The 17316-nt window shown below is 45.6% G+C and carries 13 protein-coding genes; all 13 read left to right on the top strand.

The window, feature by feature from the left end; all coding sequences use genetic code 11:
- The first annotated feature begins 2 nt into the window (after positions 1 to 2).
- Positions 3 to 1703 (top strand): peptide ABC transporter substrate-binding protein, encoded by a 1701-nt coding sequence (locus tag ACUC6J_RS16125; protein ID WP_222822135.1) that lies wholly within the window; start codon positions 3 to 5, stop codon positions 1701 to 1703.
- A gap of 197 nt (positions 1704 to 1900) precedes the next feature.
- Positions 1901 to 2833: an ABC transporter permease gene (locus ACUC6J_RS16120; RefSeq protein WP_016821554.1), complete on the top strand. Its 933-nt coding sequence runs from the start codon at positions 1901 to 1903 to the stop codon at positions 2831 to 2833.
- A 4-nt stretch (positions 2834 to 2837) separates the two neighbouring features.
- Positions 2838 to 3788: an ABC transporter permease gene (locus ACUC6J_RS16115; protein ID WP_016821553.1), complete on the top strand. Its 951-nt coding sequence runs from the start codon at positions 2838 to 2840 to the stop codon at positions 3786 to 3788.
- Between the two features lie 11 nt (positions 3789 to 3799).
- The gene (locus ACUC6J_RS16110) at positions 3800 to 4738 is read left to right on the top strand and encodes an ABC transporter ATP-binding protein (RefSeq protein ID WP_016821552.1); all 939 of its coding nucleotides are present in this window, start codon (positions 3800 to 3802) and stop codon (positions 4736 to 4738) included.
- A gap of 121 nt (positions 4739 to 4859) precedes the next feature.
- The gene (gene bshC, locus ACUC6J_RS16105) at positions 4860 to 6491 is read left to right on the top strand and encodes a bacillithiol biosynthesis cysteine-adding enzyme BshC (RefSeq protein WP_025365346.1); all 1632 of its coding nucleotides are present in this window, start codon (positions 4860 to 4862) and stop codon (positions 6489 to 6491) included.
- Positions 6492 to 6534: 43 nt separating this feature from the next.
- Positions 6535 to 7800, top strand: coding sequence for an adenosylhomocysteinase (locus tag ACUC6J_RS16100; protein WP_017428137.1), 1266 nt, complete (start codon positions 6535 to 6537; stop codon positions 7798 to 7800).
- Positions 7801 to 8128: 328 nt separating this feature from the next.
- Positions 8129 to 8566: a division/cell wall cluster transcriptional repressor MraZ gene (mraZ, locus tag ACUC6J_RS16095; RefSeq protein ID WP_013311099.1), complete on the top strand. Its 438-nt coding sequence runs from the start codon at positions 8129 to 8131 to the stop codon at positions 8564 to 8566.
- 17 nt (positions 8567 to 8583) lie between these two features.
- Positions 8584 to 9534 (top strand): 16S rRNA (cytosine(1402)-N(4))-methyltransferase RsmH, encoded by a 951-nt coding sequence (gene rsmH, locus ACUC6J_RS16090; protein ID WP_025365345.1) that lies wholly within the window; start codon positions 8584 to 8586, stop codon positions 9532 to 9534.
- A 24-nt stretch (positions 9535 to 9558) separates the two neighbouring features.
- The gene (locus ACUC6J_RS16085) at positions 9559 to 9939 is read left to right on the top strand and encodes a hypothetical protein (RefSeq protein ID WP_013372097.1); all 381 of its coding nucleotides are present in this window, start codon (positions 9559 to 9561) and stop codon (positions 9937 to 9939) included.
- A 60-nt stretch (positions 9940 to 9999) separates the two neighbouring features.
- A complete protein-coding gene (locus ACUC6J_RS16080) occupies positions 10000 to 12354 on the top strand; it encodes a penicillin-binding transpeptidase domain-containing protein (RefSeq protein ID WP_090889367.1) in 2355 nt (784 codons plus the stop codon).
- Positions 12355 to 12435: 81 nt separating this feature from the next.
- Positions 12436 to 14352 (top strand): stage V sporulation protein D, encoded by a 1917-nt coding sequence (locus tag ACUC6J_RS16075; protein ID WP_447249093.1) that lies wholly within the window; start codon positions 12436 to 12438, stop codon positions 14350 to 14352.
- 55 nt (positions 14353 to 14407) lie between these two features.
- Positions 14408 to 15895, top strand: coding sequence for a UDP-N-acetylmuramoyl-L-alanyl-D-glutamate--2,6-diaminopimelate ligase (locus ACUC6J_RS16070; RefSeq protein WP_447249092.1), 1488 nt, complete (start codon positions 14408 to 14410; stop codon positions 15893 to 15895).
- Positions 15895 to 17298 carry a UDP-N-acetylmuramoyl-tripeptide--D-alanyl-D-alanine ligase gene (locus ACUC6J_RS16065; protein ID WP_447250302.1) on the top strand — a complete coding sequence of 468 codons (1404 nt, stop codon included), beginning with the start codon at positions 15895 to 15897 and terminating at the stop codon, positions 17296 to 17298. The genes ACUC6J_RS16070 and ACUC6J_RS16065 overlap by 1 nt, the downstream gene beginning before the upstream one ends.
- Positions 17299 to 17316: the final 18 nt, after the last annotated feature.

The raw sequence follows: 17316 nt of genomic DNA, 5'->3' as shown, positions 1-17316 counted from the left end.
AGATGAAAAGGAAAAGCTTTTTAGTCCTTTTGACACTCGTTCTTGCAGTTGGCGCACTGCTCGCAGGTTGCGGCGGCAAGAATGATACCAATGGTAAGGGCGCACAAGAAAACACCTCGACTACGCCGGCCCCGGCCGACAAGCAAATTTTGCGCGTTAACCTTTCTTCCGAGCCGCCAACCTTCGATCCGGCACAAGCTCAGGATAGTCAAACCAACGCGGTTCTGAAAACTTTGTATGAAGGTCTCGTACGTATGGGTCCTGACGGCAAAGAAATCCCTGGCGTTGCTGAATCTTGGAAAATTTCCGATGACGGCAAAACCTACACGTTCAAACTTCGTGATACTGCAAAATGGAGTAATGGCGACCCAGTCAAAGCAAGCGACTTCGTATTCGCTTGGCAACGGGTATTGGATCCTTCAACGGCTCCTGCACCTCCATATGCTTACCAATTGTACTATATCAAGAATGCTGAGGGCTACAACCTGAGCACTTCGAAATCTTATAAAGGAACAAAAGTTACAGACTTTAAAGATGTAGGTGTCAAAGCTGTTGATGACCATACATTGCAAGTAGAGCTGGAACATCCAACTCCTTACTTCTTGGGATTGACTTCTTTCTACACTTTCTATCCTGTAAACCCTTCTATTAAAGGTAATGATAAGTGGGCAGTTCAGAAAGATAGCATGATTACTAACGGACCTTTCACATTGACGACTTGGGATAGCGGTCAAAAGATCGAAGTTTCCAAGAACGAAAACTACTGGGGTAAAGACGAGATCAAGTTGAGCAAAATCACAATGTCCCTTGTAAACAGTGGTGCAACTGAACTGGCTTCGTACAGAAGTGGACAACTTGATTATTCAGGTATGCCAACAGGTGAAATTCCTACTGACCAAATTACGGCTGTGAAAAACGAATTGCCTAATGAATTTAAGGCTAAAGGAATTGCAAGTACGTACTACTATCTGTTTAATGTAACAGAAAAACCATTTAACAATGCTAAAATCCGTAAAGCGTTTGCGATGGCTATTCAACGCCAACCGATCGTTGAACGTGTAACAATGGGCGGTCAAATTCCTGCTTACGGCTTTGTACCTCCAGGTATCAAAGGAGTTTCTCAAGAATTCCGTAGTGAGCATAAAGATGATTTCTTCAAAGAAGATTTCACTGAAGCGAAAAAATTGCTTCAAGAAGGTATGAAAGAAGAAGGCATGACTACGCTTCCTACAATAACTATGCTGTACAACTCCAGTGAAAGTCACCAAAAAATTGCTTTGGCAGTAGCTGATATGTGGAAGAAAAATCTTGGTGTAGATGTTAAAACTCAAAACCAAGAGTGGGGCGTATTTATCCAAACACGTAACAAGCTGAATTTCCAAATCGCTCGTGGTGGTTGGTCTGCTGACTATAATGATCCAATGACATTCCTGGATATGTGGACAACAGGCAATGGTAACAACAACTCAGGTTATGCTAACCCTGCGTATGATGAATTGATTAAAGCTGCTAAAACAGAAACTGATCCAGCTAAACGCATGGAAGATTTTGCGAAAGCAGAGAAAATTCTGGTTCAAGATGATATGGTAATGCTTCCGATCTATTACTATTCAAATGTTTCTTTAACGAAACAGAATGTAAAAGACATTGGACTTGACTTTAGTGGAGCAATTGATTTCACAAGAGCGTATATTACACAGTAACTGAAGCTTAATTCTGAAGTTTGATAGTTACTTCGGGATATATATGTGGATTGAACCATATATATCCCGTTTTTTTTGTGTGTCCTAGTCTTTTCCATCATCATGTAACCATGCAAATAAGTAGATTGGACAGTCCAATTCTATTTCGATAAAATCGAATGGTGTCGAAAATAATTTATGGGGGGTGTAAACGGGCAATGACGCGTTATTTGATCAGTAAATTCTTTTATATGTTGCTGTCTTTGTTCATTCTGATCTCTGCGACGTTTTTTCTCATGAAAGCAATTCCGGGTAACCCCTTCATGAGTGAAAAAGCGACTTCTCCTGAGATTCAAGCCCGGTTAATGGAGCAATATGGGCTGGATAAGCCTGTATATGTCCAATATTTTAAATACTTAGGTGATATTGCTTCAGGTGATTTTGGTATTTCTATGAAAAAGCTGAATCAAAGTGTAACTGACATTATCGGACAAACGTTTACGGTTTCCCTCAAACTCGGTTTTGTTGCCATAATCGTGTCGATAATTGTCGGTATCTTGCTAGGAATGCTAGCAGCTTTGTATCATCGTAGGCTCATAGATAACGTCGCTATGGTATTAGCTATCATGGGGATTGCGGTTCCCAGCTTCGTTCTGGCATCGTTAATTCAATTTTTCTTTGCTCAACAGTTAGGCTGGTTTAATGTTATGGGCTTTGAAGGCCCGATGGATTACTTCTTGCCAGTTGCGGCTCTATCTGCTTCACCGATTGCGTTTATCGCTCGACTAACGCGTTCCAGCATGCTGGAAGTACTCCATGCAGATTACATTAAGACTGCCAAGGCTAAAGGTTTGAAATCCATTACAATTATGTTCAAACACGTTATACGTAATGCCATTCTTCCAGTTGTTACCTATGTAGGACCAATGACAGCCAATATTATTACGGGTTCGGTTGTTATTGAACGAATCTTCGGGATTGGCGGTATCGGTAAGGTGTTCGTAGATAGTATTACAACCCGTGATTATACGATGATTATGGGAGTTACTATTTTTTACGGTATTTTGTTGATGGTGGCACGTTTTATTACGGATATTGCATATGGATTTATTGATCCGCGGATTAAGCTTACTGGCGGGAAGGAGGGATAACTTTATGTCTGTTAAAGATAATGCTGTGAACTTGGATAAACTTCAGGTGAAACCGGAAGATTTCCAGAGGGTCGGAGCGGATGAAAAGCAGTCTGAAGTTATTCAGCGTGAAAGCTTATCCGCTTGGCGAGATGCTTGGGAGCGTCTTCGTAAAAATAAATTGGCTATGACGAGCTTAAGCGTTTTGGTTCTCATAGTGCTTGCTTCAATTATTGGTCCGATGCTGTCGCCATACGATGACCGCACGAATGATTTGTTGAGCACCAATCTTCCTCCATCGGCGGAACATTGGTTCGGAACAGATGATCTGGGGCGTGATATGTTTGTACGTACTTGGATGGGCGCTCGGATTTCATTGATTATTGGTTTGGCTGCTGCAATGATTGACTTGATGATTGGTGTAATTTATGGTGGAATTATGGGTTACTTTGGTGGCCGCGTTGATGAAATCATGAATAAATTTTCTGAAATCTTGTATTCCATTCCTTACTTGCTTGTTACAATTCTGTTGCTGGTTGTACTGGAGCCAAGTATCACCACCATTATTATTGCGCTCTGTGTAACAGGGTGGATTAACATGTCGTGGATTGTACGTGGTGAAATGCTGCAACTTAAAAACCGAGAATTCGTACTTGCTTCCCGTTCAATGGGTGCTGGTGCAGGTCGTTTGTTGTTCCGTCACTTGTTGCCTAACGCGGTAGGACCAATCATTGTCACATTGACCTTGACGGTTCCAAGTGCTATTTTCTCCGAGGCATTCCTGAGCTTCCTTGGATTAGGGGTACAGGCTCCTCAGGCATCGCTGGGTTCAATGATTGAATCAGCTCTGACAGGGTGGATGTATTACCCTTGGCGGATGCTTTTCCCAGCAGGTTTGATCAGTTTGATTATGCTTGCGTTCAACCTTTTTGGCGACGGCTTGCGTGATGCGCTTGATCCGAAGTTGAAGAAATAGGAGGTGAGATCATGGTGAGTAGCAACAATTTAATTGAAGTTGAAGGCCTTAAAAAGTATTTTAATGTTGGCAAAAACCGTGTGCTCAAAGCGGTGGATAACCTGAATTTCTATATTCGTGAGGGTGAAACGCTGGGTATGGTTGGCGAATCCGGTTGTGGTAAGTCTACAGCGGGTCGTACTATTTTGCGCTTGTATGAGCCTACAGCAGGTAGCGTACGTTTTAACGGCACAGATATTTACAAATTATCACCGGGGAAAATGAAAGCAATGCGTCGTGATATGCAGATGATCTTTCAAGATCCGTATGCATCATTGAACCCACGTTTTACCGTGTCTGATATTATTGGTGAGGCACTGGATATTCACAATATGGCAGGTAGCCGTGCAGAACGTAAGAAACGGATTGAGGAATTACTCGATCTGGTTGGTTTGAACCCTGACCATGCAACACGCTATCCGCATGAGTTTTCTGGTGGTCAACGTCAGCGGATTGGTATTGCCCGTGCATTGGCTGTTAATCCTAAGTTCATCATTTGTGATGAGCCGATTTCAGCGCTTGACGTATCTATTCAGGCTCAAGTTGTCAACCTGTTGAAAGAGCTTCAAGAACGTCTTGGTCTGACGTACCTGTTCATTGCGCATGATCTGTCGATGGTCAAGCACATCAGTGATCGGGTAGCTGTAATGTATAGAGGCAGAATGGTGGAGCTTGCTGAAAGCTCTGAATTATATGCCAATCCGATTCATCCGTATACGAAAATGCTTTTGTCGGCGATTCCACTTCCTGATCCGGAAGTTGAAGCCAACAAAAAGCGAATTATTATGCCTGATGATCAAGGCGGACCGATTCATAACGCGTCCGATAATAAGGCAGGGGCTTATAATCTGGAAAATGCCACGCTTATCGAAGTGTCTAAAGGACATTTTGTAGCTGAACCTTACGCTTGATTTTGTTCTATACACCAACCGCCGAGTTATTCGGCGGTTTTTTTGTAGGAAGCTTTGACGTGGACATGGGCTTTCGGTACAATCAAGCAGTAAGGTTTTGGTGGAGACAGGAGGCAGACCCATGAAAATAGTTCCGGAAACGCTTCGCGGAGGGTCGGCTTTGGCAGAAGACTATATACAGGGTACAGGACGCGCAAGCGATTTGTATGAATATGATATTCTGCACGCCGATGCTTATGCCCAACGGGCGAAGTGGCTGGATAAGACGGAGCATCTGCGATTAAACCGTAAGGATGTCGTAGCATGTCTTCGTATATACAATGAGCAACACAATTCGCATGAGGCGGTTCATACTTCATTGGACCGTTTGGAAAGCCCAGATGCTTTAGTAGTAGTTGGCGGACAGCAAAGTGGCCTGTTCACAGGCCCGATGCTGGTCATTTATAAAGCCGCTACGATTATTAAAGCAGCTAGAGAAGCTGAAGAACGGCTTGGACGTCCGGTTATTCCAATTTTCTGGATTGCTGGTGAAGATCATGACTGGGACGAGGTCAATCATACATACGTAATGGCAAAAGACCCGCAAGCAGTTAAAATCAAGCTGAATAAGCAGCCTGAACGTCGTTCTTCAGTTAGTGCTATTAAAGTCGATACGGTTGAGTGGAAGCAAGCTATGGCGGATATAGAGCAATGCTTGCCAGATTCAGAACATAAGACCGATATTATGCACATGATTGAGCAGGGTTTGACAGAGTCATATGGACTAAGTGATGCCTTTGCCAAGCTGATGGGTCGTTTGTTTGGTACCTATGGATTGGTGCTCATGGATTCTGCAGATCCTTTGCTGCGCAAGCTAGAGACATCCGTTTTTAGACAGTTGGTTCAGCACAATGATGAGTTGGAGACAGCGTATAGGACAACCGCTACGCGGATCGTGGACTATGGTTATCATTTACAAGCGGATGTGCATGAAGGTGGTGCGAACCTTTTTTACATTCATGAAGAGGAACGCCTACTGCTTTTCAAAAAAGCTGGATTATTCACAGATCGACGCGGTTTAGTGGCGTTTACAGCGGATGAACTGCTTGAAGAGATAGATAGACACCCCGAACGTTTTAGTAACAATGTACTAACCCGTCCTCTCATGCAGGATTCACTGTTCCCCGTACTGGCATCTGTGCTGGGTCTAGGAGAAATTGCCTACTGGGCAATTACACGGGATGCTTTCGAAGTGTTGGAGATGCAGATGCCAATACTGCTGCCGCGTATGTCTTTTACATTGATGGAGCCAGGTGTGGAGAAGCATATGCTTAAGTACGAGCTAACTTTTGGTCAAGTTAGAGACGGGCTTGAGGAACGGAAAAAGCAATGGATCGCCACTCAAGATCAGCTTGGAATGCAGGATCAGTTTTCCGAGGCTAAGGATGCTTTTGTCCGCATCTATAAACCGCTTATACAGCAGACAGGGATGATAGAGAAAGGTTTGCTACAGCTCGGAGAAACCAACTGTGAGAAAATTCTGGGGCAGATTTCCTATCTGGAGGCAAAGGTGCAGGAAGCGCTGCTTCGGCAAAATGGAACAGCACTTCGCCACTGGGATCATATCGAGTGGTCGCTTTTCCCATTTGGACAGCCGCAGGAGCGTGCATATACGATCTATCATTTTCTGAATCGTTATGGTCTCGACCTGATGAATATGATTATGAACGTACCATTGGATCTGTCGGGAACGCATCGTGTGATTTATGTATAATGATCATAAACGAATTTAACTAATATTTAGGAGGAAATAACAAATGACTTCCCATTCCCTGCAAAATAGCATTATTCACGATCTTAACTTGGCCCCTGAAGGTCATTTGAAAATTGATTGGGTAGAAGCCCATATGCCGGTATTGAACCGTATACGTCAACAATTCGAGCAAGAGCAGCCTTTTGCTGGTCTGAAGGTAACGATTTGTTTACATCTGGAGGCCAAAACTGCTTACCTGGCTAAAGTGGTACAAGCAGGTGGAGCACAGGTCACCATTACGGGTAGTAATCCTTTGTCGACACAAGATGATGTTTGCGCTGCATTAGTAGAAGATGGCGTTACGGTATTAGCTAAATACAATCCAGATCCAGAGGAATTCAAGAATTTGCAAATCAAGGCTCTGGAAACTAAGCCAGATCTCATTATAGATGACGGTGGTGACCTGGTTACTCTGTTGCAATCTGAACGGCCTGATCTGATTTCTACGATCCGTGGAGGAGCAGAGGAGACCACTACAGGGATTATTCGTTTGAAGGCCTTGGAAAAAGAAGGGCAGCTTCACTTTCCGATGGTAGCTGTAAATGATGCTTACTGTAAATATTTGTTCGACAATCGCTATGGTACAGGCCAGTCAGCTTTCGACGGTATTATTCGTACGACTAATCTGGTTGTGGCAGGAAGTACAGTTGTTGTGGTGGGTTATGGATGGTGCGGCAAGGGGGTTGCAATGCGTGCGAAAGGGCTGGGAGCCAACGTGGTTGTAACGGAAGTTGATCCAATCAAGGCTGTAGAAGCCCATATGGATGGTTTTCATGTATTGCCAATGGTGGAAGCTGCCAAACTGGGTGACTTCTTCATTACAGTAACTGGAAATAAAGCTGTAATTACAGGGGAACACTTTGATGTTATGAAGGATGGAGCTGTGCTGTGTAACGCAGGGCATTTTGATGTGGAGGTTAGCAAGCCTGAGCTTGCTAAACGCTCCGAATCCATTCGCACAGTGCGTCGCAATATCGAAGAATACCGCTTTAAAGATGGACGTAAAATGTATTTGCTCGCAGAAGGGCGCCTCGTGAATCTAGCTGCCGCTGACGGTCATCCAGCAGAGATTATGGATACGACATTTGCTCTTCAGGCACTTGGCTTGAAATATGTGAATGATCGTTACAACGAGCTGGGTAAAGCTGTGATTAATGTACCTTATGAAATTGATGAGCAAGTGGCTCGATTCAAGCTTGATAGTCTGGGAATCAAGATTGATACATTAACAGAAGACCAAAAGGTCTATCTGGACAGCTGGAACGCCTAATCTATTTTCGGTCACGATGTCCGCTGCAGAAATGGTGCATTTTTAAGCAAGTGCTTGTATAGGTTGACATGATGGATAGAGAATAAGCCCTTTATTCCGTGTTGTTTCGAAACCTGATGCATATTGTCGGGGGTTCGACTTCATGGGATAAGGGGCTTTTTGGCATCTTATGACGTGGGGCAACAATAACAGACATATGCCCGAATTCTAGGTTTATCACTTTTTCGTAATGAAAAAGAGGTCTTTGATTTTTTAAAGCGAATCTATTATGCTTAGGTGGTGGAAAGTGGGCCAAAGTGGGAGAATGGGGTAAGGGGTGACGAAACCAATGTTTATGGGGGAGTTCCAACATAGCATTGATGAGAAGGGTCGGCTTACTGTCCCGGCCAAGTTTCGTGAACTTCTCGGTGCCTCGTTCGTGGTTACCCGCGGGCTGGACCAATGCCTCTTCGTGTATCCTATGGATGAGTGGGCTGTCATGGAGAAAAAACTTAAAGCACTGCCTTTGATGAAGGCTGATGCGCGTGCGTTTACCCGGTTTTTTTTCTCGGGAGCGACTGAATGCGAATTGGACAAACAGGGCAGGGTAAATTTACCGGGGAATTTGTGCGAATACGCCAAGCTTACAAAAGAGTGCGTCGTATTGGGAGTGTCCACCCGGGTAGAGATTTGGAGTAAGCACACTTGGGAGCAATATTTCAACCAATCAGAAGAAGCATTTAACGACATTGCTGAGAAATTGGTTGATTTCAACTTTGAATTGTAATTTAGGAGGTCAGCCGTTTGTTTCACCACATTACCGTACTCAAGGAAGAAGCAACACAGGCACTAAACATCAGGCAGGACGGGATTTATGTGGACTGCACGTTGGGAGGGGCAGGACACAGTTCCGTCATTGCATCACAGCTTGGCCCTGAGGGGAGGCTTATTGCCTTTGATCAGGACGACTGGGCATTGAACAATGCACGAGAGAAGCTGTCAGCCTATGAAGGAAAGATTTCATTAGTGAAATCCAACTTCCGCCACTTGCAGGACAAGCTGGCCGAACTGGGATTGCCCGAAAAAGACGGCGTCCCGCAGGTCCAGGGTATTTTGTTCGACCTGGGTGTATCCTCGCCCCAGTTCGATGAGGGGGAGCGGGGATTCAGTTACAATCATGATGCACCGCTAGATATGCGGATGGATCAGAGCAGTTCGCTTACGGCATATGAAATTGTTAATGAATGGCCGGAAGCGGAGATTGCACGTATTCTGTTTCAATATGGAGAAGAGAAGTTCTCCAGGCGGATCGCGAAGATCATGGTTGAACGTAGAATGAACAAGCCTATTCACACAACGGGGGAACTTGTCGATATTATCAAAGAAGGAATTCCGGCTGCGGCACGCAGAACCGGGGGACATCCGGCTAAACGCAGTTTTCAGGCTTTGCGGATTGCTGTGAATGATGAGTTGGGTGCACTGGAAGATACTTTGCATCAGGCAGTAAGATGTCTGGCTCCAGGGGGCAGAATTTCGGTTATTACGTTTCATTCCTTGGAGGATCGGATATGCAAGCATATTTTCAAGGAGTATTTGGCGAAAAGCATCTATCCGTCTGACTTGCCGATTCTGGATGACAAAATGGTAGGCGATTTAAAGCTGGTGAATCGTAAGCCGATTGTGGCATCAGAAGAAGAGTTAGAGCTTAATCCACGATCCCGGTCAGCCAAGCTGAGAGTTGCCGAAAAATTGTAAATTTAATGGAGAAGGAGAGGCGACATGGCTTATACACGCGGTAATTTGGCTGTAAAAGAAAGAGCCCGTCAGGAACAGGTTCAGCAACAACGGTATCGTGAGACCACTAAAGTCGTTACACGCCGCAGAGAGCTGCCGATTCGAGAAAAGCTGCTGTATCTATTGACACTTGTAGCATGCATTGTCATTGCGGGGACGTTGATTGGCAGATATGCGCACATTTATCAAATTAATTATGCGATTAATACAGCCAGCAAGGACATTTCCAAATTACAGACCAATATCGCCCAATTGAAGATTCAGAAGGAACGTCTGGAGAATCAGATTGTGCCTACTGCAAAGGAACAGGGATATATCGAACCAACAAGAGAGCCCATTCGTGTGGAAAAGCAGGCTGCCAAATAGTTAAGAGCATAGCATCAAGCTATGCTCTGACGTATATTTTTTTGCAGAGAGGTTTGAGCTATGGTCAAAAGAATAAAGCTTCGCACACTGCTGATAGGGGGATGTATTACCCTCTTTTTTCTTGTTCTGCTACTTAAAGTATTTTGGATTCAAGTTGTGAGTGGGGAATACTGGCATAATCAGGTAGTTGCACAGATAGAAAGAGACCAGGTGATTCAGCCCAAGCGTGGAACTATAATGGACCGTAAAGGGAATGTACTAGCTACGGATGCACCGGCTTACACGGTGGTTGTCAACCCTAGCATCATACAGGAGTATGATCTGGAGAATGAGGTTGTAGCCAAGCTGCATCAGCTTCTCAAAACGCCTGAGGATGAACTGAGAAGACATCTATCTGCAAAGGATAAAAAGGGTAACTATTTAAAAAACCGTGAGATTCGTAATGGAGGCTGGAAGGTAGACCCTGAGGTGAAGGCACAGGTGGATACATTCAAAGAGTATTTGAAGGATAAGTATGAGGTAGTTGGAGCTGTGGACACTGTTCAGGAATCCAAACGCTATTATCCAGAAAATAAGCTGGCTTCTCATGTCCTTGGCTATTTGCGAAAAGATGGTACAGCAGGTATGGGGTTGGAAGCTTATTACAATAAAGAGCTCTCCGGCACGGCTGGAAAGCTTCTATATCAGCGGGACCGAAAGGGAGTTCCTCTTCAGGGATCGGAAAGTGTCTATGAGCCGGCACAAAATGGTAAAAATTTAAAGCTGACGATTGATGATACGATTCAGTATTATATAGAGGATGCCATGCAGGAAGCTATCGCAAAGTATAATCCCAAAACGATGACTGTCGTAGCGGCTGATCCCAAAACGATGGATGTTCTCGGTTTGGCGACTTATCCGAATTTTAATCCCAATACATATGGGAGTACACCTTTGGAAAATTTCCGTAATAATGCTACTCAGTCTATCTACGAACCAGGCTCCACGTTTAAGATAGTAACCTTGGCTGCTGCGGTTCAAGAAAAGGTATTTAATCCGAATGAGACCTACCAATCTGGTATGATTCGTGTCGGAGGCTGGGATATTCGTGACGTAAGCCGTAGCTGGGGAACATTAACCTATCTTCAAGGGGTCAAGCGTTCAAGTAACGTCGGTTTTGTCCATTTGGGGCTGGATAAGCTGGGTGGCGAGAGACTGAAGAAGTATATCAATAACTTTGGGTTTGGTGTCAAAACAGGCATTGATCTTCCGAGTGAGTCTACCGGTGCTATCACATTCCATACCCAGTACAAATCCGAAGTCGCAACGGCTTCATATGGACACGGACGGGTCCAGGTAACGCCAATTCAGCAGGTGGCAGCGATCTCGGCGATTGCTAACGGTGGGAAGTTGATGCAGCCTCATCTGGTGAAGGAAATTATAAACCCAGATACAGGCGAAGTGCAGACGATTCAACCGAAGGAAGTCCGCCAAGTGATTACTCAGGAATCGGCAACTCAGACAAGCAGCTATCTGGAGCAGGTCGTGTCTGACCAGGAAATTGGTACGGGACGTCTAGCTTATATTGACGGATATCGTGTTGCTGGTAAAACAGGGACAGCGACGAAAGTCGTCGGAAAAGTTTACGATCATTCGAAGGATGTCGTGTCTTTTATTGGTTTTGCACCAGTAAATGATCCGAAAATAGCTGTCTTGGTAGTTATGGATGAACCTAACAAATCGGTAGGCGGCGGTACAGCAGCAGCACCTGTGTTTAAAAAAATCGTGTCCCAATCGCTGCAATATATGGGGGTTCCCAAAACGGGAACCAAAACGAATAAATCAGGTGGGGCTGCAGCGAAAACGGTGAATTTGCCAACGGTACCACAATTAACAGGCCAAGTGAAGAAGGATGCGCAAAACGCATTGCTCAAACAGGGGATTGCTTACGAAACGGTAGGTAAAGGCTCCAAAATTGTTCGTCAGTATCCTGAAGCAGGCGTCAAAATGAAACCGGGACAGCGCATCTATTTGCTGACTGAGGATAGTGCCAACATGACGATTCCCGATTTTACAGGTGTCTCGTTGCGTGACACACTTCAAGTTCTGACGCTTATGAAGGTTGGTGTTCAGGTAAGCGGGGAAGGGTATGTTGTCTCTCAAAAGGCACAAATGGTAAATGGCAAGCGGGTCGTCAGTGTGACGCTTCAGCCGGCCAAAGAAACAGTGACCGGAGTGAAGCCGGAGGAAACACAGGACTCGACCACTGGAGTTGCAGCTAACGAGACAGGCAATGCAACGAAAACGGAAGCCGATACTAAAACCAAAGCCGATACTACTGCGAATACTGAAACAAATGCGGGAACTCCAAAGGGAGGAATATCTGCTGTAGCAGATGAGAAAAGTGCTGCCGCGATTAAAGGCGAAGATAACTGATAGCTTGTTCTAATGTCCGTTCTTTTGAATATTCATGAGGTAAGACATGTCATGAGTATTTGAGGAACGGAGGGGGCGCGTTTGAAAAAATCTAACGTGACCATGCGGCGTAGGCTGGTATGGGGGCTACTGGGATTGTTTGTACTGTTTGCGGCCTTGTCGATCCGGCTCGCCTATGTTCAATTGGGTAAAGGAGGCGAGCTCTCAGTCAAGGCTGAGGATTCGTGGCGCCGCAATATTCCTTTTGCCGCCAAGCGTGGCGAAATTTTGGATCGACAGGGTACTGCGCTGACCTATAATGTCAGTTCGCCGACTGTCATGGCGATACCAGTACAGATTAAGGAGCCGGAAGAAACGGCTCGCAGGCTGGCGCCGTTGCTAGATATGAGTGAGGATAAAGTGCTCAAGCTGATTACCAAACGAACAGCAAGCCAAAAACTTCAGCCCGGTGGACGAAAAATTACGATGGAGAAAGCCCAGAAAATTCGTGATTTGAAGCTGCCGGGTATCGTTGTTGCTGAAGACAACAAACGTTATTATCCTTATGGTGATCTAGCGGCTCATATTCTTGGATTTACCGGAATTGATAATCAAGGGCTGACAGGCGTAGAGAAGCAGCAAAACAGTAAGCTTCGGGGAATCGATGGAAGCATCGCGTATTTATCAGACGCAGGTGGCCGTCTGATGCCTGGTTCTTCTGAAAAGTACATTGAACCGAAGGATGGACTGAATTTACAATTAACCATTGATAAATCGGTGCAATCCATTATGGAACGAGAGCTTGACCAAGCCATGGTCAAATTTCAGGCGAAGTCCGCGTTGTCTATTGCGATGAACCCCAAAACGGGTGAAATATTAGGCATGGCTGGACGGCCAAGCTATGAGCCAGCGCTTTACAAGCAATATGCGCCTGAAATTTATAATCGCAATCTGCCGATTTGGATGACATATGAACCTGGGTCTACTTTTAAAATTATTACCCTTGCCGCTGCCTTGGAAGAAAAGAAGGTCAATCTCAAAAATGACCGTTTCTTTGATCCGGGATATATTGAAGTTGGTGGAGCACGTCTGCGTTGTTGGAAAAAAGGCGGGCATGGCAGCCAAACCTTTCTTCAAGTGGTGGAAAATTCATGCAATCCCGGTTTTGTAACATTGGGACAACGTCTGGGCAAAGAAACACTGTTCAAGTACATTCGCAATTTCGGCTTTGGCAGCAAAACAGGAATTGACATGATTGGTGAGGGCAATGGCATTTTGTTCAAGCTACCTCAGGTCGGACCTGTAGAGCTGGCTACTACGGCCTTTGGTCAAGGGGTATCTGTTACTCCGATTCAGCAGGTTACGGCTGTATCGGCAGCAATCAATGGTGGCAATCTTTATAAGCCTCACATTACAAAAGGCTGGATTCAGCCCGGAACTGGAAAGGTTCTCGAAAAAGTGGAGCCGGAACTGGTGCGTAGAGTTGTTTCAGAGGATACCTCTCGACAGGTAAGGGAAGCGCTGGAAAGTGTCGTCGCTAAAGGTACAGGTCGCCCTGCCTTTATTGAGGGTTACCGGGTTGGAGGTAAAACGGGGACAGCACAAAAGGTGATTAACGGACGTTATTCTTCCTCGGAGCATATTGTATCCTTTATTGGTTTTGCTCCGGCGGATGATCCGCAAATCGTCGTCTATACTGCTGTCGATAATCCGAAAGGGATTCAATTCGGCGGTGTGGTTGCTGCTCCAATCGTGCAAAATATTTTAAAGGATGCACTGATTGCCTTGAAAATACCACCTCGTACCAATCAAATTGCCAAAGAGTACAAGTATGGCGAAAATCCGATTGAAACGGTACCTGATCTGGTAGGTGCCACTGCAGCTGATTTATATGAAGATATGAATATGAACTTTATGCTCGTGAAATCTGGGTCAGGCAAGACGGTCGTAAGTCAGGCACCGAAGCCAGGCTCTCGATTGGAACGAGGATCAACGATCCGTATATATATGGGGGATTGATAGGTTCTTTTTATACCATACTATGAATAACGAGAGAGCAATGGAGGAATGTAAGATGCAGCTTCAACAATTGGCTTCACTGCTGGCCGTTTCCCGAGTGGTGGGTGACGGTACAGTGGATTGCCGAGGAATCGGGGCGGATTCACGTCGTGTCCAGCCGGGAGACTTATTTCTGTGCTTGCCTGGTTTTACAGTGGACGGACATGACTATGCTGGGCAGGCCGTTGCGTCTGGGGCGGCGGCTTTGGTCGTAGAGAGAGAACTGGATGTGCCTGTTCCGCAGCTTGTTGTTAAGGATGCGCGACATGCCATGGCGGTTTTGGCGGATTATATGTTCGATTCACCAAGCCGACGCATGCGCATGATCGGCATAACCGGAACGAACGGGAAAACAACGATAACATACCTGATTGAAAAAATTATGAAGGACGCCGGGGTGAACACCGGGCTGATTGGTACCATCCAAATGCGTTACAATGGCCAGTCTTATCCTATGTCCGGCACAACGCCTGAAGCAGTAGAACTGCAACGTTATCTCGGGAATATGGCAGAGCAAGGGGTTCAATGCTGTGTCATGGAGGTATCCTCACATGCGTTGGAGCAGGGCCGGGTCAAAGGAACAGATTTTCGTACCGCTATATTTACAAACCTAACGCAGGACCATTTGGACTATCACCACACGATGGAGGAGTACCGCGCTGCCAAGGGACTTTTGTTTTCCAGACTGGGAAATGCCTTCTCGCGCGATGCATCCAATAGTAAATATGCTGTTCTGAATGCAGATGATCCGGCCTCTTCCTATTTGCAGGCTCAAACTGCGGCCCAAGTGATTACCTACGGCGTGGAAAAGGATTCGGATGTGCAAGCGTCTCGTATCACTATAAGTGCCAAGGGAACCTCCTTCCATGTCTCCACTTTTAAAGGAGATACTGATATTGAGCTTCGGATGGTAGGCAAGTTTAATGTGTACAACGCACTAGCAGCCATTTCAGCTGCTTTGCTGGAAGAAATCTCGTTGGTGGATATCAAGCGGAGTCTGGAATCTATCGCAGGCGTAGATGGGCGCGTAGAGCCTGTTGATGCGGGTCAACCCTTTGCTGTAATCGTTGATTATGCCCATACGCCAGACGGATTGGAAAATGTCCTTCGTACCGTAAAGGAATTTGCGATTGGTAAAGTATGGTGTGTATTTGGATGCGGCGGAGATCGGGATCGTACGAAACGTCCGTTGATGGGGAAAATTGCTGCACGATACAGCGATCATTCGTTTATTACATCCGACAATCCGCGAACAGAAGACCCGATATTGATTTTGAAAGACATCGAACAAGGGTTGATTGATGAAGGTGTACCTGCCGAACGTTATGAACTGATCGTGGATCGCAGAACTGCAATTCATAAAGCTGTTGAAATGGCAAGCCCTGACGATGTAGTATTGATTGCGGGAAAAGGTCACGAGACTTACCAGTTAATCGGAAAAACGGTGCATGAATTCGATGATCGCATCGTAGCCAAAGAAGCGATAAGGGGTTTATCCAAGTGATGAAAAGAACAATCGGTCAGATTGCATCCATGTGTGGAGGAACACTTCACGCAGAGGCGGACGCTGAACGGATGGTTGAGGGCGTTTTTACAGACTCACGCAGGCCGCAGAGTCTGGGACTGTTCGTTCCACTCGCGGGTGAACGATTTGATGGACATCATTATGTTCAGCAGATAGTAAGCGAGGGAGGGGCAACAGCATATTTATGGCAAAAGGATCATGGAACACCTCCGTCCGTAAATGCTATTGAGGTCGAGGATACGTTAGAAGCCCTTCAGCATCTAGCGGCCGCATACTTGCGCGAAACTGACGTTTCTGTCGTCGGAATCACGGGAAGCAACGGTAAGACGACGACGAAAGATATTGTAAATGCTCTATTGGGCACGACTTTTAAAGTACACAAAACCGAAGGAAATTATAACAATCATATCGGGTTGCCTTTAACAGTACTGTCCATGCCGCAGGATACAGATATCCTGATTCTGGAGATGGGCATGAGTGAACGCGGGGAAATCCGTCTGTTGGCTAATATTGCCCAACCAGATGTAGCTGTCATAACTAACATTGGCGAATCGCATTTACTTCAGCTTGGTTCTCGCGCTGAAATTGCTCGTGCAAAGCTGGAAATTGCAAGTGGGATTAAACCTGGTGGATTGCTTATTTATAATGGGGATGAACCACTACTTCTACAAGTGTTGGCAGAACCTGAAACGGTCAAGCCTGAAGGATTAAAATTATTCACGTTCGGGTTAGCTGCGGACAATGATGATTATCCAATTGAAATCACTTCGGATGAAGAAGGTAGCTCATTCATAACAGCCCAATCCGGCCAAGAGGCTTTCCGGCTTCCCTTGCTCGGACAGCACAATGTTGTAAACGGATTGGCAGCGCTGGCGGTAGCACGTCATTTCAATGTGGATGCAGACCATATACGTAAAGGATTGTCGTCTTTAAAGCTGACGGGCATGCGCATTGAGGTCGTGAAGTGTTCGGATGGACTTACCGTGCTAAATGACGCTTACAATGCCAGTCCTGCTTCAATGAAGGCTGCTATTCAGACGTTGTCTGCATATCAAACGGGTGGACGTAAAATTGCCGTGCTTGGGGATATGCTGGAGCTGGGCGCTGAGGAAAAGCAATTTCATGAGGAAATTGGGCGTTTTGCTGCAAAGCATAACATAGAGGCACTGTTTACCTATGGTGCGTTAGGCGCTTCGATTGCGCAGGGTGCGCAAGGGACAATGCCAACTGCTAACGTACACGCTTATACTGATAAGCAAAAGCTGATCCAGCATTTGCGGTCTTATCTCCATGCCGATGATATTGTGTTGGTTAAGGCATCCAGAGGGATGCGATTAGAAGAAATTGTGGATGCGCTGAAAAACGGTCCGCTACAGAACTGATGTTGACGAGAGGGAGAC

The sequence above is a fragment of the Paenibacillus sp. JJ1683 genome (genome assembly GCF_053006485.1).
This window is presented reverse-complemented; position numbering and strand designations above follow the sequence as displayed.

What these genes read in the sequence shown, in the direction of transcription:
- ACUC6J_RS16065 (WP_447250302.1), top strand. Translation starts at nt 15,895, where the DNA reads ATGAAAAGAACAATCGGTCAGATTGCATCCATGTGTGGAGGAACACTT.
- ACUC6J_RS16125 (WP_222822135.1), top strand. Translation starts at nt 3, where the DNA reads ATGAAAAGGAAAAGCTTTTTAGTCCTTTTGACACTCGTTCTTGCAGTT.
- ACUC6J_RS16085 (WP_013372097.1), top strand. Translation starts at nt 9,559, where the DNA reads ATGGCTTATACACGCGGTAATTTGGCTGTAAAAGAAAGAGCCCGTCAG.
- ACUC6J_RS16080 (WP_090889367.1), top strand. Translation starts at nt 10,000, where the DNA reads ATGGTCAAAAGAATAAAGCTTCGCACACTGCTGATAGGGGGATGTATT.
- bshC (WP_025365346.1), top strand. Translation starts at nt 4,860, where the DNA reads ATGAAAATAGTTCCGGAAACGCTTCGCGGAGGGTCGGCTTTGGCAGAA.
- mraZ (WP_013311099.1), top strand. Translation starts at nt 8,129, where the DNA reads ATGTTTATGGGGGAGTTCCAACATAGCATTGATGAGAAGGGTCGGCTT.
- ACUC6J_RS16120 (WP_016821554.1), top strand. Translation starts at nt 1,901, where the DNA reads ATGACGCGTTATTTGATCAGTAAATTCTTTTATATGTTGCTGTCTTTG.
- ACUC6J_RS16100 (WP_017428137.1), top strand. Translation starts at nt 6,535, where the DNA reads ATGACTTCCCATTCCCTGCAAAATAGCATTATTCACGATCTTAACTTG.
- ACUC6J_RS16070 (WP_447249092.1), top strand. Translation starts at nt 14,408, where the DNA reads ATGCAGCTTCAACAATTGGCTTCACTGCTGGCCGTTTCCCGAGTGGTG.
- ACUC6J_RS16110 (WP_016821552.1), top strand. Translation starts at nt 3,800, where the DNA reads ATGGTGAGTAGCAACAATTTAATTGAAGTTGAAGGCCTTAAAAAGTAT.
- ACUC6J_RS16115 (WP_016821553.1), top strand. Translation starts at nt 2,838, where the DNA reads ATGTCTGTTAAAGATAATGCTGTGAACTTGGATAAACTTCAGGTGAAA.